General features: G+C 63.7%; 21 protein-coding genes. 6 read left to right on the forward strand and 15 right to left on the reverse strand.

From position 1 onward, the window contains the following. Nucleotides 1-395: 395 nt before the first annotated feature. The gene (locus ACX80Q_RS15150) at nucleotides 396-1613 is read right to left on the reverse strand and encodes an MFS transporter (RefSeq protein ID WP_459331363.1); all 1218 of its coding nucleotides are present in this window, start codon (nucleotides 1611-1613) and stop codon (nucleotides 396-398) included. A 135-nt stretch (nucleotides 1614-1748) separates the two neighbouring features. Here ACX80Q_RS15150 and ACX80Q_RS15155 point away from each other — a divergent pair, with 135 nt between their 5' ends. After that, complete coding sequence (locus ACX80Q_RS15155; RefSeq protein ID WP_459331364.1) at nucleotides 1749-2177, forward strand: (deoxy)nucleoside triphosphate pyrophosphohydrolase; 429 nt, start codon at nucleotides 1749-1751, stop codon at nucleotides 2175-2177. Between the two features lie 78 nt (nucleotides 2178-2255). After that, entirely contained in the window at nucleotides 2256-2447 is a 192-nt protein-coding gene (locus tag ACX80Q_RS15160) for a DUF5302 domain-containing protein (protein WP_459331365.1), read from the forward strand. Between the two features lie 41 nt (nucleotides 2448-2488). On the opposite strand, the gene ACX80Q_RS15165 is transcribed toward ACX80Q_RS15160, so the two are convergent. After that, a complete protein-coding gene (locus ACX80Q_RS15165) occupies nucleotides 2489-3601 on the reverse strand; it encodes an Rv2578c family radical SAM protein (RefSeq protein WP_459331366.1) in 1113 nt (370 codons plus the stop codon). A gap of 186 nt (nucleotides 3602-3787) precedes the next feature. Here ACX80Q_RS15165 and ACX80Q_RS15170 point away from each other — a divergent pair, with 186 nt between their 5' ends. Then, nucleotides 3788-5287 (forward strand): long-chain-fatty-acid--CoA ligase, encoded by a 1500-nt coding sequence (locus tag ACX80Q_RS15170; RefSeq protein WP_459331367.1) that lies wholly within the window; start codon nucleotides 3788-3790, stop codon nucleotides 5285-5287. 69 nt (nucleotides 5288-5356) lie between these two features. Here the strand turns inward: ACX80Q_RS15170 and ACX80Q_RS15175 are convergent, their stop codons facing one another. From ACX80Q_RS15175 to ACX80Q_RS15195, 5 genes are read right to left on the reverse strand one after another with little or no spacing between them, the layout of a single operon-like run. After that, complete coding sequence (locus tag ACX80Q_RS15175) at nucleotides 5357-5995, reverse strand: SIMPL domain-containing protein (protein WP_459331368.1); 639 nt, start codon at nucleotides 5993-5995, stop codon at nucleotides 5357-5359. Then, a complete protein-coding gene (locus ACX80Q_RS15180) occupies nucleotides 5992-6495 on the reverse strand; it encodes a hypothetical protein (protein WP_459331369.1) in 504 nt (167 codons plus the stop codon). Before ACX80Q_RS15180 ends, ACX80Q_RS15175 begins: the two co-directional genes overlap by 4 nt. After that, on the reverse strand, nucleotides 6492-7073 hold the full coding sequence (locus ACX80Q_RS15185; RefSeq protein WP_459331370.1) for a hypothetical protein: 582 nt from the start codon (nucleotides 7071-7073) through the stop codon (nucleotides 6492-6494). Before ACX80Q_RS15185 ends, ACX80Q_RS15180 begins: the two co-directional genes overlap by 4 nt. Next, entirely contained in the window at nucleotides 7070-7699 is a 630-nt protein-coding gene (locus ACX80Q_RS15190) for a hypothetical protein (protein ID WP_459331371.1), read from the reverse strand. Before ACX80Q_RS15190 ends, ACX80Q_RS15185 begins: the two co-directional genes overlap by 4 nt. Then, a complete protein-coding gene (locus ACX80Q_RS15195) occupies nucleotides 7696-8178 on the reverse strand; it encodes a hypothetical protein (RefSeq protein ID WP_459331372.1) in 483 nt (160 codons plus the stop codon). Before ACX80Q_RS15195 ends, ACX80Q_RS15190 begins: the two co-directional genes overlap by 4 nt. Nucleotides 8179-8484: 306 nt before the next feature. On the opposite strand from ACX80Q_RS15195, the gene pheS reads away from it, so the two are divergent. Together pheS and pheT are read left to right on the forward strand one after the other, a co-directional pair. After that, entirely contained in the window at nucleotides 8485-9570 is a 1086-nt protein-coding gene (gene pheS / locus ACX80Q_RS15200; protein WP_459331399.1) for a phenylalanine--tRNA ligase subunit alpha, read from the forward strand. Between the two features lie 5 nt (nucleotides 9571-9575). Then, nucleotides 9576-12119 carry a phenylalanine--tRNA ligase subunit beta gene (gene pheT / locus ACX80Q_RS15205; protein ID WP_459331373.1) on the forward strand — a complete coding sequence of 848 codons (2544 nt, stop codon included), beginning with the start codon at nucleotides 9576-9578 and terminating at the stop codon, nucleotides 12117-12119. A 124-nt stretch (nucleotides 12120-12243) separates the two neighbouring features. Here pheT and ACX80Q_RS15210 read toward each other — a convergent pair whose 3' ends face one another. The 5 genes from ACX80Q_RS15210 to ppk2 all read right to left on the reverse strand — a co-directional run bounded on the left by ACX80Q_RS15210 (nucleotide 12244) and on the right by ppk2 (nucleotide 16392). Continuing rightward, entirely contained in the window at nucleotides 12244-13083 is an 840-nt protein-coding gene (locus ACX80Q_RS15210; RefSeq protein WP_459331374.1) for a cupredoxin domain-containing protein, read from the reverse strand. Nucleotides 13084-13133: 50 nt separating this feature from the next. Further along, on the reverse strand, nucleotides 13134-13841 hold the full coding sequence (locus ACX80Q_RS15215) for a class F sortase (protein ID WP_459331375.1): 708 nt from the start codon (nucleotides 13839-13841) through the stop codon (nucleotides 13134-13136). Between the two features lie 16 nt (nucleotides 13842-13857). Next, complete coding sequence (locus ACX80Q_RS15220) at nucleotides 13858-14655, reverse strand: hypothetical protein (protein WP_459331376.1); 798 nt, start codon at nucleotides 14653-14655, stop codon at nucleotides 13858-13860. A gap of 199 nt (nucleotides 14656-14854) precedes the next feature. Further along, nucleotides 14855-15475, reverse strand: coding sequence for an MBL fold metallo-hydrolase (locus tag ACX80Q_RS15225; protein ID WP_459331377.1), 621 nt, complete (start codon nucleotides 15473-15475; stop codon nucleotides 14855-14857). Nucleotides 15476-15507: 32 nt separating this feature from the next. Continuing rightward, nucleotides 15508-16392 carry a polyphosphate kinase 2 gene (ppk2, locus tag ACX80Q_RS15230; protein ID WP_459331378.1) on the reverse strand — a complete coding sequence of 295 codons (885 nt, stop codon included), beginning with the start codon at nucleotides 16390-16392 and terminating at the stop codon, nucleotides 15508-15510. A gap of 55 nt (nucleotides 16393-16447) precedes the next feature. Between ppk2 and ACX80Q_RS15235 the strand changes: the two genes are divergently transcribed. Then, complete coding sequence (locus tag ACX80Q_RS15235) at nucleotides 16448-17170, forward strand: 4'-phosphopantetheinyl transferase family protein (RefSeq protein WP_459331379.1); 723 nt, start codon at nucleotides 16448-16450, stop codon at nucleotides 17168-17170. Here ACX80Q_RS15235 and ACX80Q_RS15240 read toward each other — a convergent pair. The 3 genes from ACX80Q_RS15240 to ACX80Q_RS15250 form a co-directional block, all read right to left on the reverse strand. Continuing rightward, nucleotides 17121-18491 carry a M1 family metallopeptidase gene (locus tag ACX80Q_RS15240; RefSeq protein WP_459331380.1) on the reverse strand — a complete coding sequence of 457 codons (1371 nt, stop codon included), beginning with the start codon at nucleotides 18489-18491 and terminating at the stop codon, nucleotides 17121-17123. The two genes, ACX80Q_RS15235 and ACX80Q_RS15240, sit on opposite strands and share 50 nt — an antisense overlap. Nucleotides 18492-18520: 29 nt before the next feature. Continuing rightward, nucleotides 18521-22486, reverse strand: coding sequence for a Pls/PosA family non-ribosomal peptide synthetase (locus tag ACX80Q_RS15245; protein ID WP_459331381.1), 3966 nt, complete (start codon nucleotides 22484-22486; stop codon nucleotides 18521-18523). Between the two features lie 111 nt (nucleotides 22487-22597). Continuing rightward, nucleotides 22598-23572, reverse strand: a complete 975-nt coding sequence (locus ACX80Q_RS15250; RefSeq protein WP_459331382.1) for a quinone oxidoreductase family protein — start codon at nucleotides 23570-23572, stop codon at nucleotides 22598-22600. Between the last annotated feature and the right edge of the window lie 81 nt (nucleotides 23573-23653).

A 23653-nucleotide genomic window follows, 5' to 3' on the forward strand; every position in this document is an offset into this window, starting at 1 on the left:
CCACCTGTCCGGAAAAACATGCCGAAAATCCATGGTTTTATCGTGGTTTTCGGTTTTTTCTGCGGGCCAGTTGGTGGGTGGCGTTGCCGCGCCGGTGGTGGTCGTCACTGTTGCTTGCGAGGCAAGAATCCTGCGGTTGCCGACTATGCTGCGACACCAGGAACCGGCGCTGCCCAGCATTATGCGCAGCGGTGAGAACGAGGGTGGCGCAGACACCAAGGGGCCCAGAGCATGCGCCACGCCAACTCCCCGACTGGCGCACAACCAACCAAGGAACACCCAGCAGACGCCAGGCATTCCACAGCACGCCCTCATCAAGCTACGGCAGCAAGGATACGAGGTCACCCACCCAAGCTGCCCAACTCACCCTATCTATGTACTCGTTGCCTGAGCGGCTAGGAGACCTTGAGCGCCTTGCTGCCAATCTTGTCCAGCAGTCCGCTGAAGAGGGCAATTGCCAAGCCAAGGACCGCCAGGGCTGCCCCCACCATGGCTGGGGCGGTGAAGCCCCATCCCCAGGTGATTACCAGGCCGCCCACAAACGCGCCAAGGGCATTGGCCATGTTCAAGGCCGAATGGTTCAACGACGACGCCAGGGTGGGTGCGCCCGGTGAAACGTCCAGCAACCGAGTTTGCAGGGACGGTACGAGCATGGCGCCGGAGGCACCGATCACGAAGATCATGACCAGGGCCAGCCACTGAATGTGCACGGTCAAGGAGTAAATAACCAGCACGGCGGCAATGAACGCCATCATGGTGTAGATGCTGCCCATGACCGACCAGTCGGCCAGCCGGCCGCCAAGGTAGCTGCCGGCGACCATGCCCAGGCCATACAGCCCAACAATGACGGGCAAGAAGTCGGAGGCGAAGCCTGCAACGTCCGTCATGGTGTTTGCAACGTAGGTGTAGACGGCGAAGAAGCCGCCGAACCCAACAACACCCACCAGGAGCGTCAACCACACCTGACCGCGGCGCAGGGCGCTGAGTTCGCGGCGCAGACTGGCGTCGGGATGGGCCTTCTGGTGTGGCACAAAAATGGCCATGCAAATCATGGTGATAACACCAATGGCACCCACCATGACAAAGAGCCAGCGCCAGCCAAATTGCTGACCCACAAAAGTGGCCAGGGGGACGCCCAGAACGTTTGCCACGGACAAGCCCATCATGACCATGGAAATGGCCCGACCGCGCTTGGTGGGTGCCACCAGGGATGCGGCAAGCACGGCTGCAACGCCAAAGAATGCGCCGTGCGGCAACCCGGCAATAAAGCGAGTGATCAGCAGCGTTGTGTAGTCCTGGGCAAAAACCGAGAGCAAATTGCCTACCGTGAACAGGGCCATCAACCCCAAGGCCAAGGCCTTGCGCGGCATTTTTGCGCCAATGGCCACCAGCAACGGTGCACCAACCACCACCCCTAGGGCGTAGGCGGAGATGACGTGACCGGCTTCCGGGACGCTGACGCCCACCCCTTCGGCCACATTGGGCAGCAGTCCCATCATGGCAAATTCGGTGGTGCCAATGCCGAAACCGCCAATGGCAAGGGACAGGATGGCCCAGGCCACGACGTTGGGCGTGATGACCTTGGGAGGCCGGGCGTTTCTAAGCAGTGTCATCTAAGAACTTTCGCAAAGTGGTTTTCCGAGGGTGCCGCACTATGCTGGGCGGTCTGGCCGGCGCCTGGCAACATTGACCGCGCGGTGAGGGCACGCAAATGCCTTCACCAGTCTAGTTCGCCTTACACTGGGGCGGTGACGATCAAAAAACAAATAGTAGGTGCGGCAGTGGTGGATTCCCTGCAGGCACCCGAACGCGTGCTGGCTGCCCGGCGCACGGCCCCACCGGAATTTGCTGGCATGTGGGAGTTCCCCGGCGGCAAGATCGAGCCAGGTGAAAGCCCCCAGGAGGCGCTGCACCGCGAACTGGTTGAGGAGCTGGGCGTGACGGTGACACTCGGCGCTGAACTTGAAAGCCCGGTGGACGGCGGGTGGCCCCTGAACGCCAGCGCTGCCATGAGGGTGTGGCTAGCTGAGGTGGACGAAGGCGCCGCCGAACCGTTGGAGGACCATGACCAGCTGTTGTGGGTGAACCTGGCTGATCCGCAACTCCTTGAGTTGGCATGGATTCCGGCGGACCTGCCCATTGTTCACGCGCTCATAGCTTTCACGGCAGCACAGTAGAAAAATCGCTGCGGGTGTTGAAATCCGCGGCTGCTGTGCCAGACTAAGGTCTACCGAAGATCTCAAGGAGGTTGTGCCATGACGAGTGAAAACCACCACGAACCATCGCCCGCCGGTGCCAGCGACGAAACAAAAGAAAAGTTTCGCCAGGCACTGGAAAACAAGAAGAACAAGCAGCATGGCACTGTAGAAGCTGCCAATGGCGCCAAGATCAGTGCATCCCACGGATCGGCGTCGCACAAGCGTGAGTTCCGCCGTAAGAGCGGATAAGCCACGAGTTTGCACCCCATCACTAGGATCCTTGAGGTTTCCTAGAACAAGGTAGGTGCCAGTTCGGCAGAGGCGGGAATTCCTACGGGGATTCCCGCCTCTTTGCTGGGCACAACGCCCCTGAATCCGGTTGCCGGCATGCTGCCCGCAGGGTACTGGGCTTCCTCGTGCCGTGGATCATGGATGAAACCTTGTGCGGCAAAACCGTGGCGGGCCTTGGCCTCATTGACGCGTGCGGCCAACCATTGGCGGTACTCCTTTGATGCGTAGGCGCCTGAGCCATACAGGCGCTGGTAGCGGCCCACCAAGGCGGGATGTTCACGGGCCAGCCACTGCATGAACCATTCCCTGGTGCCGGGGCGTAAGTACAGCGCGCCGGCGCTCAATCCGGTGGCCCCGGCCTGGGCCAGGGCTGCAAAGAGCGCATCCAGGGCCTCGTCGGAGTCGGTGAGCCACGGCAGGATGGGCATGGCCATGACCCCGCAGGGCAGTCCGGCGTCGCGCAGCTTGCTGATCAGCGCCAGCCGCGCCTTGGGGGAGGGGGTGCCCGGCTCGAGTGTGTGGGCCAGGTCCTCATCCAGCAGGGCCAGGGAAATGCCCATGCCCACACTGACCTGCCGGCCGGCCTGGCGCAGCACGTCCAAGTCCCTGGCCAGCAGCGTTCCCTTGGTCAAGATGGAGAAGGGTGTGCCGGAATCGGCCAGCGCCTTGATGACCCCGGGCATGAGTTGATAGCGGCCCTCAGCCCGTTGGTAGGGATCGGTGTTGGTGCCAAGGGCCACGTGATGCCGCTGCCAGCTGGCCTTAGCCAATTCCTTGGTCAGCACTTGGGCCACATTGACCTTGACCACCACTTGCGAATCAAAATCCACTCCGGAATCGAAATCAAGGTAGGTGTGGCTCTTGCGGGCAAAGCAGTACACGCAGGCGTGCGAACAGCCCCGATAAGGGTTCACCGTCCATTCAAAGGGCATGGTGGAGCTGGGTGGGACCTTGTTGAGTGCAGACTTTGAAAGCACCTCGTGAAAAGTAATGCCGGCAAACTCGGGTGTCTGAACGCTTTTGACCAGACCCGCCAAGGGCAGCAGCGGCTGCGTGGTTGGCGCTTCGCCGAGGGGAAGTGGCTGGTTGAGTTGCTGAGTTGTCCACCGCATAAATAGATTAGAACATATACTCTATTCCAGGGCAATGATGGCAGCACTAAACCCTTTTCTACCCGTCAGTAGGTATGTGCTGTGCCTCACAATTGAATGCGGCTAGGCTGTGTTCATGGGGCAACGAGGCCCCCGCTGGGTAGGTTCGCCAAGAACCCTGCGCAGCGTCAGTGAGAAGGAGCCGGAATGACCAACCTCGCCACCATCGTGGGTGCCTCAGCGCAGCGCAATCCAGCAGCTGTCGCCATAAAATTGGACGACATTGAGATCTCCTTTGGTGCGCTGGAGGTGCTCAGCGCCAAAGTGGCCGGGCTACTTGCAGCGAGGGGCGTCAAGCCGGGGGACAGGGTGGCACTCATCTCCCCGAACCTGCCACAAATGCCGCCGCTGTACTACGGAATCTTGCGCTACGGTGCCGTGGTGGTGCCCTTGAATCCGCTGTTGAAATCCCGTGAGGTTGAATACCACCTGACCGATTCCGGCGCCACCCTTGCCTTTGCCTGGGAAGGTGTCATGGGTGAGGTCCAGCTTGCCGCTGACAACACCGGCACCCGGGTTGTTCCCATCAACGCCGAGCTCATGGGGCTGCTGGCCCAAACGGAGGCGATCTCCGCGGTGGCGCCAGCGGAGAAAGACGACACCGCCGTCATCCTGTACACCTCCGGCACCACTGGCAAGCCCAAGGGTGCGGAACTAACACACGAGAACCTGCGCAGCAACGCAGAACTTTCGACAAAACTGTTCAGCATGAGTGCCGACGACGTGATCTTTGGCGGCTTGCCGTTCTTCCACGTCTTCGGCCAGACCTGCGCCTTGAATGCAGCCGTCATGGCGGGGGCCTCCGTGACCATCCTGCCCAAATTTGATCCGGTCAAGGCCTTGGAAATCATCCAGCGCGACAAGGTGACCATCTTTGAGGGGGTGCCCACCATGTACATCGCCCTATTGCGGGCGCCGGGACGTGAAAACTACGACGTCTCCAGCCTGCGGGTGGCCGCGTCAGGCGGCTCTGCCCTGCCGGTGGAAATCCTGCACGAGTTTGAGAACACCTTCAGCGCAACACTGCTGGAGGGCTATGGCCTCTCGGAAACCTCACCGGTGATCTGCTTCAACCAGGTGGATGGGATTCGCAAGCCTGGCTCCATCGGAACTGTGGTGGACGGTGCGCAGCTTAAGGTGGTGGATGACGCCGGCACCGAAGTTGAAACCGGTGCTGTGGGCGAGATTGTGGTCTCCGGTGGCTTCGTCATGAAGGGGTACTGGCGCAACCCCGAGGCCACGGCCGCCGCCATCAGGGACGGCTGGTTCTTCACGGGGGATCTGGGCCGCAAGGACGAGGACAGCGTGTTCTATATTGTTGACAGGAAGAAGGACATGATCCTGCGCGGCGGCTACAACGTGTACCCCAGGGAAGTGGAAGAAGTCCTGTACGAGCATCCTGCCGTCGCGGAGGCCGCTGTTGTGGGCAAGCCCGACGACGTCCACGGCGAGGAGATCTGCGCTGCGGTTTCGCTCAAGGATGGTGCCGCCGGTGCCGACGATCCGGACGCGCTCGCCGCTGACATCCAGGAATTCGTCAAGGCCCGCGTGGCCGCCTACAAGTACCCGCGCAAGGTGGTCATCATGGCATCCCTGCCCAAGGGGCCGACAGGAAAAATCCTCAAACGCGAGATTGTCATCACCTAGACCCGGCCGCCACAAGGCGCCTGCGTCAGCCCCCGCGGGTCCGCGCAGGCGCCTGTACGGGCAGGGCGGCTAGGCCAGCTGCCAAGTTACCTGCACCGCGGCGGAGACGGTGCTTTGCCCCGGTTCAATCGCCATGGCCCGCTCAGTGCTCATGGCCTGAAAAGCCAGCATGGGTCTGGGGGCGCCGTCGTTAACGACTCCTTCCAGGACTGAGCTGACAGCGCCCAGGGACCGGCCGGCCAATTGGGCGTATAGCTCACCCGCCCGCACGGCATCCGCCCAGGCCAGGGCCCGGGCTGCATCCTGCGCAGCCGCCGGGTTGGACACCACAGGAGTGAGGCCGTTGAGACGGACACAGTTGTTGCCGGTGTCCACAATGGCAGCAATGACGTCCTCGGAACCTTGGTCGTAGCGCAGGACAACGCTCAGGGTGCTGGAAACCGTGTAACCCGTCACCACTGAGCCGGTGCCCTCCTGCCAGCGCGTCTCCACCCGGACATCCAACGAGGAGGAACTGATGACCTCACGGGCCACGCCCAGCGACAACAGTTTGGCGTTGACGGCGTTGAGGGCCTCGCTCGCTGCTGCGTAGGCCTCCCGCGCCGAGGACTTCTGGGCTTCAATGCCGATGTTGATGTTGAAGAAGTCCGGCGCGGTTTGCACTGTGCCTTGGCCGGTGACGGTGATGGAGTGGAGGGGCTCGGTCATGGATGGTTCCTTTCCTCGGGGTGCATGGTGGGGCGTGGTGATTTGAACAACGTAAGGCGTTGCAAATAGTTCCGCAGCGCGGGAAGCCGGGTAATGGTGGGCAGTTCACGGTACCCGCCGAGTTCCAGGCCGGCGTTGCGTTCAAAGAAGTTTCTGCTGCCGGGATCCCCCGTGCGCCAGAGGGAGAAGGCGGCGCAGGCGGCATAGAGGGGCAGGAACGGCAGGCCCATGCACCAGGCGTATTGGGTGGCGTGGCCGGATTCGTGGGCCAACAAATCGGGCCTGGCGTCGATGAAGGCCCGGTCCGCCCGGTAGAAGATGACGTTGCCTACGGTGAAGGCGCCGGCAAGTGGCAGCTTGGGTGTGTAGTGGGTGCCCAGAATCAGGCCGTCCGGTCCTGTCTCCAGGGGAGTGCGACTCAACGCCGCCAGCAGCAATCCCGTGGCGGTGGACAGGTTTAGGGCGTTGGCAACGGCGCGGACATGCAGGGGCGTTTTCACGGGGCGGGATCCTTCGCCGGAAGGGTGCTCGTTGCGGTGACCGTGAGGGCTGCGAGGGCCTCGGCGGTGGCGGGCTTGGATTTATCGCAGGAGTTCAGCGGCCACTGGACGTGGATGGCACCGCCAGCAGCATTGACAAGCCACAACTCCGGCAGGATCTCGGCGTAGTCGGGGCAGGCCACGCCCGCCTCTCGGTCGCTGGGTTCGGCTAGGGCCGCCAGAAGAGGTGAAAAGTCCCCGGACAGGTGGTCAACAGTGATGATGGGATCCGGCGCCATGGTGGATGAGGCGGATCCGGCCGGCAATTCCCAGGTGCACCGGACCGCGTCGACGGGAACAAAACCGTCAGGCACCCGCCCCTTCAACTGAGCGCCGGGATCGGATGTGCTGGCTATCATCCCCGTTGCCACGGAGCAGTCCACGGCGTCCTGCAGGGAGGCCGGCTCCGGTTGGTAGTGACTGGGGAAGGTGCAGGCGGGCAGCAACAGAGCAGTCGCTGCCACGGTGATCAAGGCACCGGCCAACTTGCCCGCACTGCCCCGGCGTGCCGTGCCCCGTGCAGCCCTGGCAGGTTTCATGGCGCGGACGCCGTCAAAACTGTGCTGCCGTGCACGGTGAGCGCTGCCAGCGCCTTGGCTGTGTCAGGTTTGCCGCGGGCCTTGCCGCAGGCATCAACGGGCCACACCACATGCACCGCCTTGCCGCTTGCATTGACAAGCCACAGCCCCGGCAGGATTTCCGCATCCGCGGTGCATGCAATGCCGTCCTGGCGGTCACTGGGCTGGGCCAGGGCCGCCAGCAACGCTGTGTAGTCTCCCGCCAGCTGCTCCTGGACAACTACGTTTCCCGCCTTGCCGGAAGGGTCCGGGCTTGGGAAGAAATCCATGCGGCAGCGAACCACATCCACCGGCACGAACCCCTGGGGCACCGAGCCCATGAGGCTCGACGTCGGGGAGGAGGCGCCGTCGTCGGGTCGCCAGTCAGAGGGGGCCAGACAGTCCACCTTGTCCTGCACAGCCGCGGGGGGCGGGGTGTAGTGGGTGAGTTCCGGACCGGGGGCGGCCGTGGACGGGCTGCCCCCGGCGGGTGGGGCGCCATAGTTGACTCCAGGGGAGCATGCGCCCAGGAGCAAAGCGGCGGCCGCCAGGGCCGCGGCCCCGAATACTCTTGAACCCCTGCGGGGGAGACCGGGCATGGCTTTCATGGCGTGGGGCCTTTCACTGTCAGGATTTTGCTGTCGCTGAGGGTAAGACCACGCAGGGCCTCCCCAAGCTGGGGCTTGGCCATGGAGCAAACATCCAACGGCCACACCACGTTGGCGGCCTGGCCGGCGGCATTGACCAGCCAGAGCGACGGCAGAAGTACGGCAGCGGCCAAACAGGCAATTCCTTCCTGGCTGTCACTGGGCACAGCCAACGCAACCAAGACGGACGTGAAATCACCCGTGAACCACAGCTGCTTCACAGTCCAGCCGGTCACCCGCCCCTGCGCATCCACGGCAGGCTCCGGGGGAAAGCACTCCACGAGCTGCGCAGGCACAAAACCTGCCGGCACGCTGCCCGCAAGCATCGCCGCCGTCGTGGGGCCGGGAGCATGGGGAATAATTGATACGGAGCGCTCGCAGTCCACAGCCGGCACAACAGTTGCCGGCGCAGGGGTGTAACGGGTGATGTCCTCCGGCATGGGGTGGCACCCACCCAGTGTCAACATCAAGCACAGAAGCGGCAGGGCAACCAGCAGCGACGGGCGAGTGCCCGGCGTCGTGCATCCAGGGGAAAAAGCAGGCAGGAACCGCATGGGCCAAAGCGTAACAAGCAGGGGCGGCAAATGGGTCACGGAACGCTAAAGAGTCAGGGGCAATTGCATTACAGGGCAGGGCCCAGACGGAATTCAACACACCGGCGCCGTCAACTAGACTGGTTGAGGCGGGAGGAGCTACCCCGCCGCTTACTCGCACACGAGCTTAGGTAAAAACTGTAGATGTCAGAGATGCCCCAGAAGACGGCCGAAACGCCCGAATCAACCACCGAACCCACAACGGTCCCGGACCCGCTTGACGAAGCCGCCATTGGTGTTGCCGTCGAGGACGCGCTCGCAGCCATTGCCGCCGCAAGCACCCTGGATGAGCTCAAGGCTGCCAGGCTTGCGCACACCGGTGAGAAGTCGCCGCTGAGCCTTGCCAACCGCGTCATCGGAGGGCTGGCCAAGGAGTTCAAAGCCGCCGCTGGCAAGATCATGGGCGCCTCCCGCGGCCGTGTGGCCAAGGCCCTCGCCGCCCGCACAGACGTGCTGGAAGCCGAGGATGCTGCCCGCATCCTGGTCGAGGAGGCTGTTGATGTCACAGCAGCTCCCCGCCGCCGCCGTGCAGGCGCCCGCCACCCCTTGTCTACCCTGCAAGACCGCGTCTGCGACATCTTTGTGGGCATGGGCTGGGAAATTGCCGAAGGCCCGGAAGTGGAATCGGAATGGTTCAATTTTGACGCCTTGAACTTCAAGCCGGACCACCCCGCACGCGAAATGCAGGACACGTTCTTCGTTGAGCCGCCCGAGGCGCACCTGGTCATGCGCACCCACACCTCCCCGGTGCAGGTCCGCGCACTCCTGGAACGCGAACTGCCCGTGTACGTGCTGTGCCCCGGCAAGGTGTTCCGCACCGACGAGCTCGACGCCACACACACGCCGGTGTTCCACCAGTTCGAGGGCCTGGCCATCGACAAGAACCTGTCCATGGCGGATCTGCGCGGCACGTTGGAGCACTTTGTCCAGCAAATGTTCGGCGAAGAGGCCATTGTCCGCATGCGCCCGAACTTCTTCCCCTTCACCGAGCCGTCGGCGGAAATTGACGTTTGGCACCCCGGCGCCAAGGGCGGCCCGCGCTGGATCGAATGGGGCGGCTGCGGCATGGTCAACCCCAACGTGCTCCGCGCGGCAGGCATTGACCCGGATGAGTACTCAGGCTTTGCCTTTGGCATGGGTATTGAGCGTGCGCTCATGTTCCGCAACGAGGTTGCTGACATGCACGACATGATCGAGGGCGATGTACGTTTCAGCGAACACTTTGGGATGGAGATCTAAATCAAGTGCGTATTCCACTGACTTGGCTGCGCGAGTATGCGCAGGTACCGGCAGGAGCAACTGCCGAAGATGTAATGACTGACCTGGTCAAGGTTGGTTTTGAAGAAGAAGATGTGCACCGTCCCCTGGCTGATATCAGCGGCCCCATTGTGGTGGGCCAGGTTTTGACCATTGAGAAGGAACCGCAGTCCAACGGCAAGACCATCAACTGGTGCACCGTGCGTGTGGTTCCCGAGGGTACCGCACAAACCCTTTCCATTGAGGGGATTGACCCCTCCGGTGTGCAGGGCATTGTCTGCGGTGCGCACAACTTTGTGGTGGGGGACAAGGTTGTTGTCACCCTGCCCGGTGCCGTGCTGCCCGGCGATTTCCGCATCACCCCCCGGAACACCTACGGCCACGTCTCTGCCGGCATGATCGCCTCCGTGCGTGAGCTGGGCATAGGAGACGATCACGACGGCATTCTGGTGCTCTCCACCCTGGGCCTCGACCCGGAGTTGGGCACCGATGCGCTGGCACTGCTGGGTCTCGACGATGAAGCAGCCGAAATCAATGTGACCCCGGACCGCGGCTACGCGTTCAGCATCCGCGGCGTTGCCCGCGAATACGCGCACGCCACGGACAGCGTCTTCACCGACCCGGCCTCACTGGTTTCGGTCACCGCATCCTCAGGCCCCGGCCAGGCTGTGGCTGTTGACGACGCTGCCCCCATCTACGGCAAGCCCGGCTGCGACCGTTTTGTGGCACGCACCGTGCGCGGCATCAACGCCGCTGCGCCCACCCCGCCGTGGATGTCCTCACGCCTGCGCCTGGCTGGCATCCGCTCCATCTCGCTGCCCGTGGACATTTCCAACTACGTCATGCTGGAACTGGGGCAGCCGCTGCACTTTTACGACGCCGAGAAGGTCACCGGTGCCATTGTGGTGCGCCGCGCAGCCGCCGGCGAAACGCTGGAAACCCTTGATGGCAAGGTCCGCAAGCTCGATGCCGAGGACCTGCTGATCACCGATTCCACCGGGCCGATCGGCATTGCCGGCGTCATGGGCGGTGCCTCCACCGAGGTCTCCGCCATCACTGTCAACGTGTTGATTGAGGCTGCGCACTTCGAGGAAGTGTCCATTGCCCGTTCGCGCCGCCGCCACAAGCTGCCCTCGGAGGCGTCCAAGCGCTTTGAGCGCGGCGTTGACGTGGCGGTTGCCGACGTTGCCGCCCAGCGCGCCGTGAACCTGCTGGTTGAACTGGCCGGCGGCACGGAGGAGACCACCTCCACCGACGTTGCCTCCTATGCGGCCCCGGAGCCGGTGTTCCTGCCGTCCGGCTTCACCTCGGCCCGCATTGGTGTTGACTTCAGCCAGGCCCAGGTCATCGGTTCCCTGAGCGATCTGGGTGCTGTTGTGGAGAAGGTCGACGGCGGATATTCCGTCATTGCCCCCACCTGGCGCTACGATTTGGTCACCAAAGAGGATTTGACGGAGGAAGTTGCCCGCCTGGTGGGGTTCGACCTGATCCCGGCAACCCTGCCCACGGCGCCTCCCGGGCGTGGCTACTCACGCACGCAGCAGCAGCGCCGCCAAGTGGTCCAGGCCCTGGCTGACTCCGGTCTGACGGAGATCCTGGCCTACCCGTTCGTGTCCAAGGCAGCCAACAACACCTTCGGTGTGGCCGAGGCCGGTGCCGTTCGCACTGCGGTGAAGCTGGCAAACCCGTTGAGTGAGGAGTTTGGTTTCCTGCGGACATCGATCCTCCCGGGTCTCATTGAGATCGCCAAGCGCAACCACTCCCGCGGATTCCACGACCTGGCTTTGTTCGAGTCGGGTCTGGTGTTCCTGCCGTCCGAGTCGCTGGGCACGCCGTCCATCCCGCCGCTGGGTGCCAGGCCGTCCGCGGAAGTACTGGATGCCTTGTATGAAGGAATCCCTTACCAGCCCCTGACCCTGGCGGCCATCTTCACCGGCAAGGATTCCCCGGCAGCGCCGGGCCACACTCCCCGCCACTGGGACTGGGCCGATGCTGTGGATGCAGCCCGGCTGGTGACTGACGTTGTGGGCGTGGAGCTTGTGGTTTCACAGGGTTCGCACCAGGCGTTCCACCCCGGCCGCGCAGCGGTTTTGAGCCTGCGCAACGGTGACGTGGTTGGCTACGCCGGTGAGCTTCACCCGAAGCTGTTGGCCGAGCTGAACATGCCTGCCCGTTCCGTGGCGATGGAAATCAATGCGGAAAAGGTCTTCGCTGCTGCTCCCGACGTCATCGTGGCGAAGCACATTTCCACGTTCCCGGTGGCCACGCAGGACGTTGCCCTGGTGGTTCCCGTGGCGATTCCGGCACAGGACGTGCTGGAAACGTTGCGTGAAGGCGCCGGTGAACTGCTGGAAGACGTTGCCCTGTTCGACGAGTACCAGGGCACCGGCATTCCCGAAGGCAGCAAGTCGCTGGCGTTCGGCCTGCGTTTCCGTGCCGCCGACAGGACACTGACAGCCGATGAAGCCTCGGCTGCCCGTGCAGCAGCCGTGGAATTGGCTGCCGAACGGTTCGGCGCCACCCAGCGCTAGTCCCGCCCGGGCGTGGGCCCATCAACTGACCCGCAGAAAACGACGAAAAACGGCGCGAAATCGCGTTTTTTCGGCGATTTCTGCGGGTCAGTTGATTAATTATCTGGGTGGGCGCACCGCTCATTTAGCCGTGGTGCGCTGTCCAGCAGCCCAAAATGGTGGTGGCCATTTCATAGGCGAAGCTGCTCGCTGTGACCGTGTGAGGTCCCACCGTTGCGGGGAACGCCGTGGCGTCAACGTGCAGCGTCATGTTGTCCTTGGCAAAAACCACGTTTCCGTCCTTGGCTTGGTAGCCCGGCAGGCCGAGATTGGCCAATCCCTCAATGGGAGCGGCCTGCAGGGATCCGGCCAGTTGCTTGGCCACAGTTGCGGCGTCGGCGTTGTTGGCAGATTCAGTCACTGTCATGACAAAGCTGCCAACGTCCAGCGGGTAGGTGCAGGAGTACGTGGTTCCGTCCCAAGCGTCAGTGGTTGTGGGAGCGGCCGGAAGCCCAAGGATCTCCTTGACAGTTTGTTTGGCTTCATCAGCGCACACCATGGTTGCTGCCGCCGACGGCGCACTGGCCGTCACCGTCAGAACGCCCCGCAAGTCCGTGCCAACGGCATGGAAGGGGTAGTTTCCTGGCTTTTTGGGGGCGGCAAAGGTGGCCATGCCACCGGCGGGAACGCTGACGCTGAAGCTGGAATCAGCAGAGACGACTGTCCGGTCTTCTGCGTCCATGTTCATGACCGTTACCGTAGAGCCCGCGGCCAGCGGCGTGGGATTGATGAATGTTCCGTCTTGGATGTGGATCATCGACTCCATGGATGCGGCCCCGGACGTGGTCGCGGACGTGGCCGTGCCCGTCGAAAGTGCGGAAGGTTCCTGTCCCGGAGTGGTGGAGTTGGCCCCCGCGCCGCACCCAGTCAGGGTGAGCGCAGCGGCCAAGGCCAAGACTGTAGTGAAGCTGAAGGTCTTGTTCATCGTGGTCCAATCCAGAGTTCTTGTACTCAATTGCGGTGTCGCCGAGGTGGCTAGCCGGCGTGGCTGGACACGAGATGCCCGTAGACCACGGTGTTTTCGGTGAATTCGCCGGTGCTGGGCTCATAGCCGCCACAGGTGATGAGCCGGATCTCGGCACGTTTGGTGTTGCCGTAGACCGCAAGGGTGGGGAATGCGTCCTTTTTGAACACTTCGCTTCTATCCACGGCAAAGACAGCCACGCTCCCATCAGTGCGGGAGACTGAAAAAGTCTGGCCGGCAGTGAGCTCGTGCAGGCGGTAAAACACGCCTTCGGCAATGGTTGTGGTGTTCACATGCCCCAAAATGACCGAGGGTCCCAGCTCCCCGGGTGTGGGCGAGAACTTGTACCAGCCAGCCGGGGAACCCGCCTCAATGGGTGGCACCTCGGCCTCGCCCTTGGCATCCCGGCCCAAATTTATCAGCTTGGTGGTCACGCCAAGGTCCGGGATGGACAGCGTCTGTGGTGCAGACGTCGGCAGAATTGGTCCCAAGAGGGTTGCCTGGGTTGGTGTTGTGGGGATGGACGACGGCGGAGCTAGCCCAGGTGCGGCAGGCGCGGCTGGTGAGCTGCCCGCGGACTGGGCGGCCGGCGTCGTACTGGGGGAAGGGGTGGCGGTTGCCTGCCCACATCCGGCAACACCAAAGGTGAGGGATGTCAGGAGCACCGCCGCCGTCGCGGACACCGTGAGGCGCCCGCGACGGCTGCTGGTGGTTGCCATGGGGAATCGGCCGCCGCTACTTTACGGCAAGCGTCTTTTTGCGATTCATGGCCAACGCTGCACCGGCTGCCAGTACCAAGGCGCCGCCGCCGGCGAACCAGGCAACCTCAGGAGCGCTCGAGGCGTTGCTCGAAGCCAGCTGCGTTGTCACACCCGTTCCGGGGGCACCGCCGGGCATGGCCGCCATTTGCGACACGGCCAACGTCCCGCACAGGGCCGGCGAGGTGGCTGCCAGGGGCAAGGACGGCACCAAGTCACTCTTGGCTGCCTGGCCCGCGGCCGACAACGTGGCCGGATCCAAGCCATGGACAACCACAACAGCCTTGCCGGCCTTCAACGAGGCAATGGTTGCGGCATTCATGGTGAAGGTCCGCTCGTACTTGTAGCTGGCACCCATGCCACCCACGGCCAGATCCAGACCGGCCTTGTCGCTGGTGTCACCACTGCTGGAAAGGGTGGTGCCGATCTTGCCGTACGACGGCGCACCCTCCGTGGTGCTGATGACCCCGTCACCATCGGTATCGGCCGCCGGGGACGGGCAAACACCTGCCGCGTCAATGTGGATGTGCTGCACGTGCGGGTAGGGCTTGCCGTCGAAGGTGGCGGCCAGGCCGCTGACCTCCTGCGTCACTGTGGCTTCGTCTCCATGGAGGGAGATCCACACGGAGCCGGTGGCGTTGCTGCCGTTAATGGCGCCCAGGGTGGTTTCGTAAGTGGTGGTGTCGTCCTCGTGGGCCATGGCGGCCCCGGCGGACATGGACAAAGCTGCCAGTGCGAGCACGGGCGCGATCAGTAGAGCAGATTTCTTATGCATGGGAATCCTCCTGATACAGGGGTGGATGGTCCATCGTTGGGCTCATCCACCCTGTGATTCGGAGCACAGGTGATTCTTGGATTGGATCGGGTGCAAAGTTTCTCCGGCCTTGGGCCCACGCGCCCTCCAAACTGACCCGCAGAAAACGCCGAAAAAACCCGATTTCGCGGTCTTTTTCGGCGTTTTCTGCGTCAGTTGCTTAACGCTTTTGGGTGACCTTGCCGTGGCCCGGGCACACCCAAGCAACATCCAGCGCCTCAAGTTCGGCCGCAGTTTTCAGTGCCGCTGACCTGTCCGTGTTGATGAAGCCGAAGAATTGCTTCAGCGAGCCGTCCCGGCGCACCAGGGCAGCATCGCCACAGAAAAGGGTCTTCTCCCACAGAAACGCATAGTGGCCACCAGTATGGCCCGGTGCTGCGACAGCCGTGATACCGGTGGGGAAGCCGTCCGATTCCCCTATATAGGAGACGGATTCCGGCAACCGCGGCCTGGCCCAGGCGCTGCTGAGGCGTCTGAGGAAGGTGCCTGCCTTGGCTTCCCCTCGCAGCACCTGTGCATCGAGCCGGCTGATCCACAGGGTGGCCCCGGCCGCAGCAGCCACAGCCTGCGCGGCCCCTGCATGGTCCAGGTCGTAGTGCGTCAGCAACACGTGGCGAACAGCTTCCAGTAGACCAGCCTCCCGAAGCTCCTTGACAACACCTGGCGCGCCCGAGGCCATGCCCGGATCAATGACCACCAGGTGTTCCCCGGCAGCCACCACATATCCGTTGGATCCGCAGGACTTGCTGAGCTGAAAGGCGCCGTTTGAGAGTCTTTGCATGCTCGAATCCTATGTCCTGCCAAGGACAACTCCTAGAACTCCTCGCCTTCGCCCACCACAGCGGAGGCCGGCCCCACAATGTGGGGATCGGGCACGCCGACCAGTTCATGATCCTTGCCTGTGTAGTCAAACATGCTCAGGACGTGCCGCATGGCCCCCAGCCGGGCCCGCTTCTTGTCATTGGACTTCACCACCGTCCACGGGGCGTGCCGGGTGTCGGTGCGCTTGAACATCCGTTCCTTGGCCGAAGTATACGCATCCCACTTGTCCAAGGAAGCGACGTCCATGGGTGAGAGTTTCCATTGGCGAACGGGGTCCACCTGCCGGATGATGAAGCGGGTCCGTTGCTCGGCCTGTGTGACGGAAAACCAGAACTTGATCACCGTCATGCCGTCATTGACCAGCATGCGTTCAAACAACGGGGCCTGACGGATGAACTCGTCATATTGTTCCTTGGTGCAAAAACCCATCACGCGTTCAACGCCCGTCCGGTTGTACCATGAGCGGTCAAAGAGAACCATCTCCCCGGCGCTGGGCAGGTGGGCCACATATCGCTGGAAGTACCACTGGGAGGACTCGCGCTGGCTGGGCTTTTCCAGAGCCACCACCCGGGTGCCTCGCGGGTTCAGATGTTCGGTGAACCGCTTGATGGTGCCGCCCTTGCCAGCTGCGTCGCGGCCCTCAAACAAGATGACCACCCGACGCCCGGTAGCCTTGATCCATTGCTGGAGTTTCAGCAATTCAATTTGCAGCAACCGTTTTTCAATGTCATAGGCATCCCGTTCCAGCCGTGCCGCATAGGGGTAGCCGTCGCGCCAGGTGTCCACAGTGGATCCGTCCGGGGCCAACAGGACGGGATCGTCGTCGTCAATGTCAATAACGGCAAAGCCGGTGAAGTCGGGGGTGGGTCGAGTCATGGCCTGACTCTAACGTGGCGGAAAATACAGTACATGAACAGAAGGTGTGGCGAAGGTGAACGCGATTGGTGTTGACGCGCTTTTGCGCCGGCAGGTCACGGTGCGCGCATTCGAGTTGGCTGCTGTGGACCAGAGCCTGGCCGTGTTGCTTGAGCCGGCAGAACAGGCACGGGCAGGCACCATCATGGTTGGAACTGCCCGCCACGATTTCATTGCCGGACGCGTAGCACAGAGACTCATGGCTGCAGAGATGCTCGGTGCGGCCCCGCAAGACCTTGTGTCCGCCTACCGCTGCCCCGATTGCGGCCCAAATCCGATGCCCTCACACGGCCGGCCCGGCTACTTGTTGAACGGCGTACCCGCTGCCATATCGATGAGTTTTTCGCGCAGTCACGGGTGGGCCCTGGCCGCCATGGTGCCGGTCGCCGGCCTGTTCCTGGGGACCGACGTGCAGCACATTGCCTCGGTGGGTTTTGCCGGGTTCGACGACGTGGCGCTGGGACCCGCCGAAAGGGTGCGGCTCGCCGCAGTCACCCCGGCCGGACGGGACGCGTGGCGGGCCGCAGCGTGGGCCCGCAAGGAAGCGTTGGCCAAACTCTCCGGCCTGGGGCTGCGCACCGACCCGGCAGGCATCTTCGCCTTTCCGCCCCCGGGATCCGCCGTGGACGTCTGGGAAGTCGCCCACGGGTCCGTGGGGCTGCCGGATGGGTTCGCGGCCGCCGTGGCGGTTAACGCGAAGGCAGCGCCGGGAGCTTTTCTTCAAACAGCCAGGGGGTGAGGACCGCGAGCGCTGAAAATCCGTCGACGTCGCCACACAGGTCATCGGCCAGGGCAACGAAGGCTGCGGTGGACACCGATCCATGCCGGTTGCGGGCCACCCATTCCCGCACCAGGGTGAAGAAAGCGGTGTCACCGACCCACAGCCGCAGCGCGTTCAGGGCCAGGGCGCCACGTTTGTACACCCGGTCATCAAACATCAGCCCGGGACCGGGATCACCCGCGACCAAGTCCATGGGCTCGGTCAGCAGTTTCTGGTGAGCCGCCGCAGCCCGCTCGGCCACGGTGAGTGATCCGCAGTCCTCGGACCAGAGCCACTCGGCATAGCAGGCGAATCCTTCGTGGAGCCAAATATCACGCCACGACGCCAGGGTGAGCGAGTTCCCGAACCACTGGTGGGAAAGTTCGTGGGCAATGAGCCGCTGGGATTCCCAGCCGGTGTCCAAATGGTTGCGGCCCAGGATGGCCAGGGACTGCGCCTCGAGCGGGATTTCCAGTTCGTCCGCCGTGACCACCACTGTGTAGGCCTCAAAAGGGTAGGGGCCAAAACACTGTGTGAAGACGTCCACCATTTCCCGCTGCCTGCTCAGGGCTGTGGCTGCCTTCGCCTGAAGCTGTTTGGGCACGGCCACCGTGATGGGCAACTGTGACTGGGCTTGCGAGGCTGGGAGGGCGAGCAACTTGTACCGGCCAATCTGCACCGTGGCCAGGTAGGTGGCCATCGGGACGGACTGTTCGTACACCCACGATTCGCGGCTGGACTTCTTGCTGTGTGACACGAGCAGACCGTTGCACACGGCCGTGTAGTCCGCGTCGGTGGTGATGCTAAAACGGTAGGAGGCCTTGTTATCGGGCCTGTCATTGCAGGGAAACCACGTGGGTGCTCCGGTGGGTTGGCCGGCAACCAAGACGCCGTCGTCCAGCTCTTCCCACCCCACCTCACCCCACGCGCCGTCGTCGGCTGCGGGAATGCCGCTGTACCGGATGTCCAGGGTGAACTCCGCACCAGCCTCCACCACGTTGGGGAGCCGTAGCAGCAGTTTCCCTTGGCGTTGGGAATGCTTGAGCACGCGCGCGCCGTCCACGGATGCCTTGTCCAGGCCCAGGCCCAGGAGATCTAGTTCCACGGTGTCGAGTGCCACCAGGGCGTGGGCAGTGATGATGGCTCGCCCCTGCAGGCGGTTCCCGGCGAGCCGGACATCCAAGTCCAGATCGTAGTGCTCCACCGCGTAACCGTGGCTGCCGTGCAGGGGGATATAGGGGTCGGGGAGGGCCGGGCTGTCCGGGGTCGCCTCAGGCCGGGGGCGGTGCAGGAATTTCATGCTGGGTAAAGTATCCGATTCGGTTGGGGTTAGGCGCGGTCCGCGAATTCCGGACCCTTCCAGGGGCTGATGGGGTTGCCCATCCAATAGCTGCTGGCGGGCACGCTTTCACCGCGCATCACCAAGGACGCCGGGCCCACAGTGCCGCTGGTGGCGATGGACGCCGCCGGCAGGATCACCCCATGCGGGCCCATGGTGGCCCCCGCCTCCAGCGTAACTGTATCAATGGCCATGACCCTGTCGTGGAACAGGTGCGTCTGGATTACACAGCCACGGTTAACAGTGGAATTTTCGCCGAGTGAGACAAGATCGGCCTCCGGCAGCCAGTAGCTTTCACACCAGGTGCCGTGGCCAATTTTTGCGCCCAGTGCGCGCAGCCACCACACCATGGCAGGAGTACCCACGGCCGCCCGCGCAAACCAAGGTGCACTGACCATCTCAATAAACGTGTCCACCACCTCGTTGCGCCAGATGAAGGAGCTCCACAGCGGGTGCTCGCCGGGCTTGATCCGCCCTACCAGCAACCATTTGGCGGCGACGGCGCTACCAGCCGCCACGGCGCCAGCCACCATGATGACGATGCCGCTGAGCAGGGCCGCCAGCCCATAGCCGCTGGCCAGGGCGACGGCGTCGAACACGGCAAGTACTGCGGCGGCGATGGCCACCGAGAGTACCGTGGGGATCAACCGGCAGCTTTCCCACAGGGCCCGGGCCAGCTTGAGCCGCAGGGGCGGGGAGAAGGTCAGGGACTCATCGGTGTTCAGGTTGGTGCGGCGCAGGCGGACCGGGGGGCTGCCCAGCCATGAGGTGCCAGCCTTTGCCTTGGCCGGCGCGGCCGAAAGCACGGCCACGAGTGAGTTGCGCGGCATGGTCCGCCCGGCGGCCGCCATGCCTGAGTTGCCCAGAAAGGAGCGTTTTCCCACCTTGGCCGGCGCGATGTGGATGTAGCCGCCGCCTAGTTCGTAGGAGGCGATCATGGTGTCATCGGCGAGGAAGGCGCCTGAGCCGATGGTTGTCATCTTTGGCAGCAGCAGTACCGTGGAGGCCTCCACATTCTTGCCGACCGTGGCACCAAGCAGACGCAGCCACACGGGTGTAAAGAGGCTGGCATAGATGGGGAACAGCAGATCTCGGGCCATGTCCAGCACCCTCTCGGTGGCCCACACCTGCCACCCGATCCGGCTGCGGACCGGGTAATGCCCCTCCCGCAATCCCACGCCGAGCAGGCGTACAGTCACCAGAATCAGCACCAGCAGCGTCAGGAACCAGACCAGGGCTGCCAGGGGAACCGCCCACAATAGGGTGGGCAGGGATGCTGACAATGACGGTTGGCCGGCGATGGCAGCCACTACCGTCCACACAGCTGCTGCTGCTGCCACAAAGGGCAGCAGGGACAGCAATGCAGAGGCGCCGGCAAAGGGAAGTTCAGCGCGCCACGTGCTGGCGGTGCGCAGGTCCGGCCAGGTGTTCTTGGCCTTGCCGGTACGTTCTGCCGGGGAGCCGGAAACCGTGACCCCGGGCTTAACCTTGCCGCGCACAGCGGAGCCGGGCGCCACCTGTGCGCCGGCACCGATGCGTGCACCGGGCATCAGGGTGCTGCGGGAGCCAACCACGGCCCCGGCGCCAATGGAGATTTCGCCAATGTGCACCCAGTCGCCATCGATCCACCAACCGGACAGATCAACCTCTGGTTCAATGGAGCAACCGTCAGCCAGGCTCAGCAGGCCGGTGACAGGCGGCACCGAATGCAGGTCAACGTTCTTGCCCATCCTCACGCCCAAGGCACGGGCGTAGTAGGGCACCCACGGTGCGCTGGCCAGTGAAACGGCGGCGGACATGTCAGCAATTTGTTCGGCCAGCCACAGCTTCAGATGTATTTTGCCGGAGCGCGGATAGCTGCCTGGTTGGATCCCCCGGAGCAGCAGCCTCGCCGCGACCACAGAAATGCCCATCCGGCCCCAGGGTGACACAAACACCACCCATGACGCTGCCACCCACCACCAGGAAATGGTCGGCGCTCCGGGCAGGATGCCCTGCCACGCTGCGATGTTATTCAACGCCATCAAGTACGTGAGCCAGCGCATTCCCACCAGGACATGAAGCGGCACACCCATCAGCGTCTGGAACACCTGTGAGCTGCGCCGGGTCCGCCCCACGGTGCGGGTGACGATTTCGCCCGCATCAGTGATGGGGCCAGAGCCCAAGGCCAGTTCCAGCAGGGCACCGACTCGAGGATGTGAATAGACATCGGCAACCGTGATGCGCGGATACCGCCGGCGCAGGGCCGACACCAGCTGGGCGGCAGCTAGGCTGCCGCCGCCGCTGGCGAAAAAATCAGTGTCGAGCGAGGAGGGCGAGCCGCCCAGCACGGCCTGCCATTGCTCAAGGACCCACTGCGCCTCTGGTGCCAACGTTCCGGCAAGGGAAACGTCGTGATCCGAGGTTTGTTCCAGCGGCCAGGGCAGTGCCTTGCGATCCACTTTTCCGCTAGTTTTGGTGGGCAGGGATTCGGCGAAAGTGAGCAGCGGGATCAAGGCCGCTGGCAGCGATTCGGCCAGCAAGGAGCGCAGTGCGCCCGCATCAGGGGTGGTCCCGGAGGCCGGGACCAGGTAGCCGACCAGTAGCTGGCTGCCGCCAGCCGTTTCCTGAACAGCGGCAGCGGCACCGGAAATGTCCGGCAGAGCCTGCAGTGCCGCATCAATTTCGCCGAGTTCAATGCGCCGCCCGCCCAGCTTCACCTGGTCATCGGCGCGGCCCATGAACACGAGCCCCGCACGCTCCAGCCGCACCAAGTCACCGCTGCGGTAGGCGCGGCCCCAGCCAAACGCCGGCATGGGTGCGTATTTTTCGGCATCCTTGGCCGGGTCCAGGTACCGGGCCAGGCCAACGCCGGCAATGATCAATTCGCCGACCTCGCCCTCGGCCACGGGTGCTCCGGCGGAGTCGACAACTGCCAGATCCCAGCCGTTGAGCGGCAACCCGATCCGAACGGGCCCGGGGCCGCCCAGCGGTGCAGCACACGCAACCACCGTTGCCTCGGTGGGGCCGTAGGTGTTCCAGACTTCGCGGCCGCGGACCGCCAACCGGGTGGCCAGCTCCGGCGGGCAGGCCTCGCCACCAAAAATGAGCAGGCGCACTGATTCCAGTGCCTCCGCAGGCCACAAAGCTGCCAGTGTTGGGACAGTGGAAACAACTGTGATGCCATGGGAAATTAGCCACGGGCCCAGATCCATGCCTGACCGGACTAGCGACCGCGGTGCCGGAACCAGGGCCGCCCCGTAGCGCCAGGCAAGCCACATTTCCTCGCATGAAGCGTCAAAGGCAACCGACAGTCCCGCCAAGACCCGGTCTTCGGGTCCTAGTGGCTCGGCCTGCAGGAAAATGCGGGCTTCGGCGTCGACGAACGCGGCGGCTGAGCGGTTGCTGACCGCCACACCTTTCGGGGTGCCGGTGGAGCCAGAGGTAAAGATGATCCACGCATCGTCGTTGGGAACTGGTTCCCGTGGTTTGGCAAAAGGGGCCGGGCGGTCACCGGACAGTGTCAGGGCGTGCCCGGTCCGCGGGTCCCCGAGCACGGCGGCCACCTTGGCTTCGCCGAAAACCAGTGCCGCCCGTTCCTGCGGGTCGTCCGCATCCACGGGAACGTAGGCGGCACCAATGGACAGAATGGCCAAGATGGCCAGATACAGTGCCGAGGTGCCGGAGGGGATTCGCACCCCGATTCTGTCCCCGGCGCCCAGACCGGCCTGCGTCAATTCACCGGCTCTGTTCCGCACAGCGTGCAGGAGATCCTCATAGCTCAGGGCTTGGGTACCGTCGTCCAACGCAGTGGCATCAGGGTGCATCGCTGCTGTGGCCTGAACGATGTCCCACAGCGTCCGGGGTTCCGGTGCCAGGCCGCTGCCGGGCAGTTGGGCGGCAAATTGGCCGGACGGTAAATCTTCGCTGAATGCGGGTGCTTGAATCTGAGGGACATTCGTTGAGGCAGAGTTCACTGGCTCACCGTGCACCATAAAGATGAACGGAAGTTGAATAGCGGGCAACATATTGCCTCGTGCGAGGCCCCACGTTGCACCCCAAGGCAGGGTTCACACACGTGGAACTGCTCATGGTTCCAGAATGACCTTGCCTGTGGTGAGCCGGCCCTGCAGTGCGGCGTGGGCGGCACCTGCCTCCGCGAGCGGGAAGCGGGCGCCGATCCGGGCAGCCAGGTGGCCCGTGGCCGCTGCATTGAAAACCTCCGTGGCACGCCACGAACGTTCTTGCGGGTTGAGCAGGTAGTCGGCGAGTTTGGGCCGAACCACGCTCAAGGAGCCGCCCGCGTTGAGGCGCTGCAAATCAAAGGGCGGCACCTGCCCGGAGGCGCCGCCAAAAAGCACAAGGGTGCCCCTGGTGCGCAGGGACGCCAGCGAGCCGTCGAACGTGTCCTTGCCAACGCCGTCGAACACCACATCCACGCCGTCACCATCAGTGAGCTCGCGCACCTGCGCGGCAAAGTCCCCATACCTCAGCACCTCATCGGCACCGGCCGCCCGGGAAAATTCTTCCTTGTCTTCCGTGGAAACGGTGGTGATGACGCGGGCCTCGCGCTCCTTCAGGAGTTGGGTCAGCAGCAAACCAACGCCGCCAGCACCCGCGTGGAGCAGCACAGTCTGGCCCGGCTCCACGCGGTAGGTGGAGTTCATCAGGTAGTGGGCCGTCATGCCCTGCAACGGCAGGGCCGCGGCAACGTCAAGCGGCACGCCGGCGGGGACATGCAGGGCCTTGATGGCGGGGACCAAGGCAAATTCGGCGTAGCAGGCACTGCCCTCGGCCGTGGCGACGCGGTCACCCACGGCAAAACCATGGACGTCCCCTCCCACGGCAACAACCGTTCCCGCGGCCTCGGCGCCCGGAGTGAAGGGGAACGGCACGGGGTAGATGCCCTGGCGCTGGTAGCTCTCAATGAAGTTCACCCCAACGGCCGCCACCTTGACCAGCAGCTCGCCGGCGCCGAGGACGGGCAGGGGGATGGTGGCAAGCTGCAAAACCTCCGGGCCACCCGGGGCTGAAGCGACAATGGCGTTGCAATGCTCGGTCATGATGACTCCCAATCAGTTACTGGCGGTTTCGCAAGGAAGCAAGCCCCTCATGATCATCATAGGACCGCCAGCTGAAAGCGA

The sequence above is a fragment of the Arthrobacter sp. HLT1-20 genome, from assembly GCF_054510895.1.

Bases quoted from the DNA above. Each gene is read 5' to 3' on its own strand.
- ACX80Q_RS15250 (WP_459331382.1), bottom strand. From the start codon at position 23,572: ATGACCGAGCATTGCAACGCCATTGTCGCTTCAGCCCCGGGTGGCCCG.
- ACX80Q_RS15210 (WP_459331374.1), bottom strand. From the start codon at position 13,083: ATGAACAAGACCTTCAGCTTCACTACAGTCTTGGCCTTGGCCGCTGCG.
- ACX80Q_RS15170 (WP_459331367.1), top strand. From the start codon at position 3,788: ATGACCAACCTCGCCACCATCGTGGGTGCCTCAGCGCAGCGCAATCCA.
- ACX80Q_RS15225 (WP_459331377.1), bottom strand. From the start codon at position 15,475: ATGCAAAGACTCTCAAACGGCGCCTTTCAGCTCAGCAAGTCCTGCGGA.
- ACX80Q_RS15150 (WP_459331363.1), bottom strand. From the start codon at position 1,613: ATGACACTGCTTAGAAACGCCCGGCCTCCCAAGGTCATCACGCCCAAC.
- ACX80Q_RS15240 (WP_459331380.1), bottom strand. From the start codon at position 18,491: ATGAAATTCCTGCACCGCCCCCGGCCTGAGGCGACCCCGGACAGCCCG.
- ACX80Q_RS15190 (WP_459331371.1), bottom strand. From the start codon at position 7,699: ATGAAAGCCATGCCCGGTCTCCCCCGCAGGGGTTCAAGAGTATTCGGG.
- ACX80Q_RS15215 (WP_459331375.1), bottom strand. From the start codon at position 13,841: ATGGCAACCACCAGCAGCCGTCGCGGGCGCCTCACGGTGTCCGCGACG.
- ACX80Q_RS15165 (WP_459331366.1), bottom strand. From the start codon at position 3,601: ATGCGGTGGACAACTCAGCAACTCAACCAGCCACTTCCCCTCGGCGAA.
- ppk2 (WP_459331378.1), bottom strand. From the start codon at position 16,392: ATGACTCGACCCACCCCCGACTTCACCGGCTTTGCCGTTATTGACATT.
- ACX80Q_RS15195 (WP_459331372.1), bottom strand. From the start codon at position 8,178: ATGCCGGAGGACATCACCCGTTACACCCCTGCGCCGGCAACTGTTGTG.
- ACX80Q_RS15185 (WP_459331370.1), bottom strand. From the start codon at position 7,073: ATGAAACCTGCCAGGGCTGCACGGGGCACGGCACGCCGGGGCAGTGCG.
- ACX80Q_RS15175 (WP_459331368.1), bottom strand. From the start codon at position 5,995: ATGACCGAGCCCCTCCACTCCATCACCGTCACCGGCCAAGGCACAGTG.
- ACX80Q_RS15160 (WP_459331365.1), top strand. From the start codon at position 2,256: ATGACGAGTGAAAACCACCACGAACCATCGCCCGCCGGTGCCAGCGAC.
- pheS (WP_459331399.1), top strand. From the start codon at position 8,485: ATGCCCCAGAAGACGGCCGAAACGCCCGAATCAACCACCGAACCCACA.
- ACX80Q_RS15220 (WP_459331376.1), bottom strand. From the start codon at position 14,655: ATGCATAAGAAATCTGCTCTACTGATCGCGCCCGTGCTCGCACTGGCA.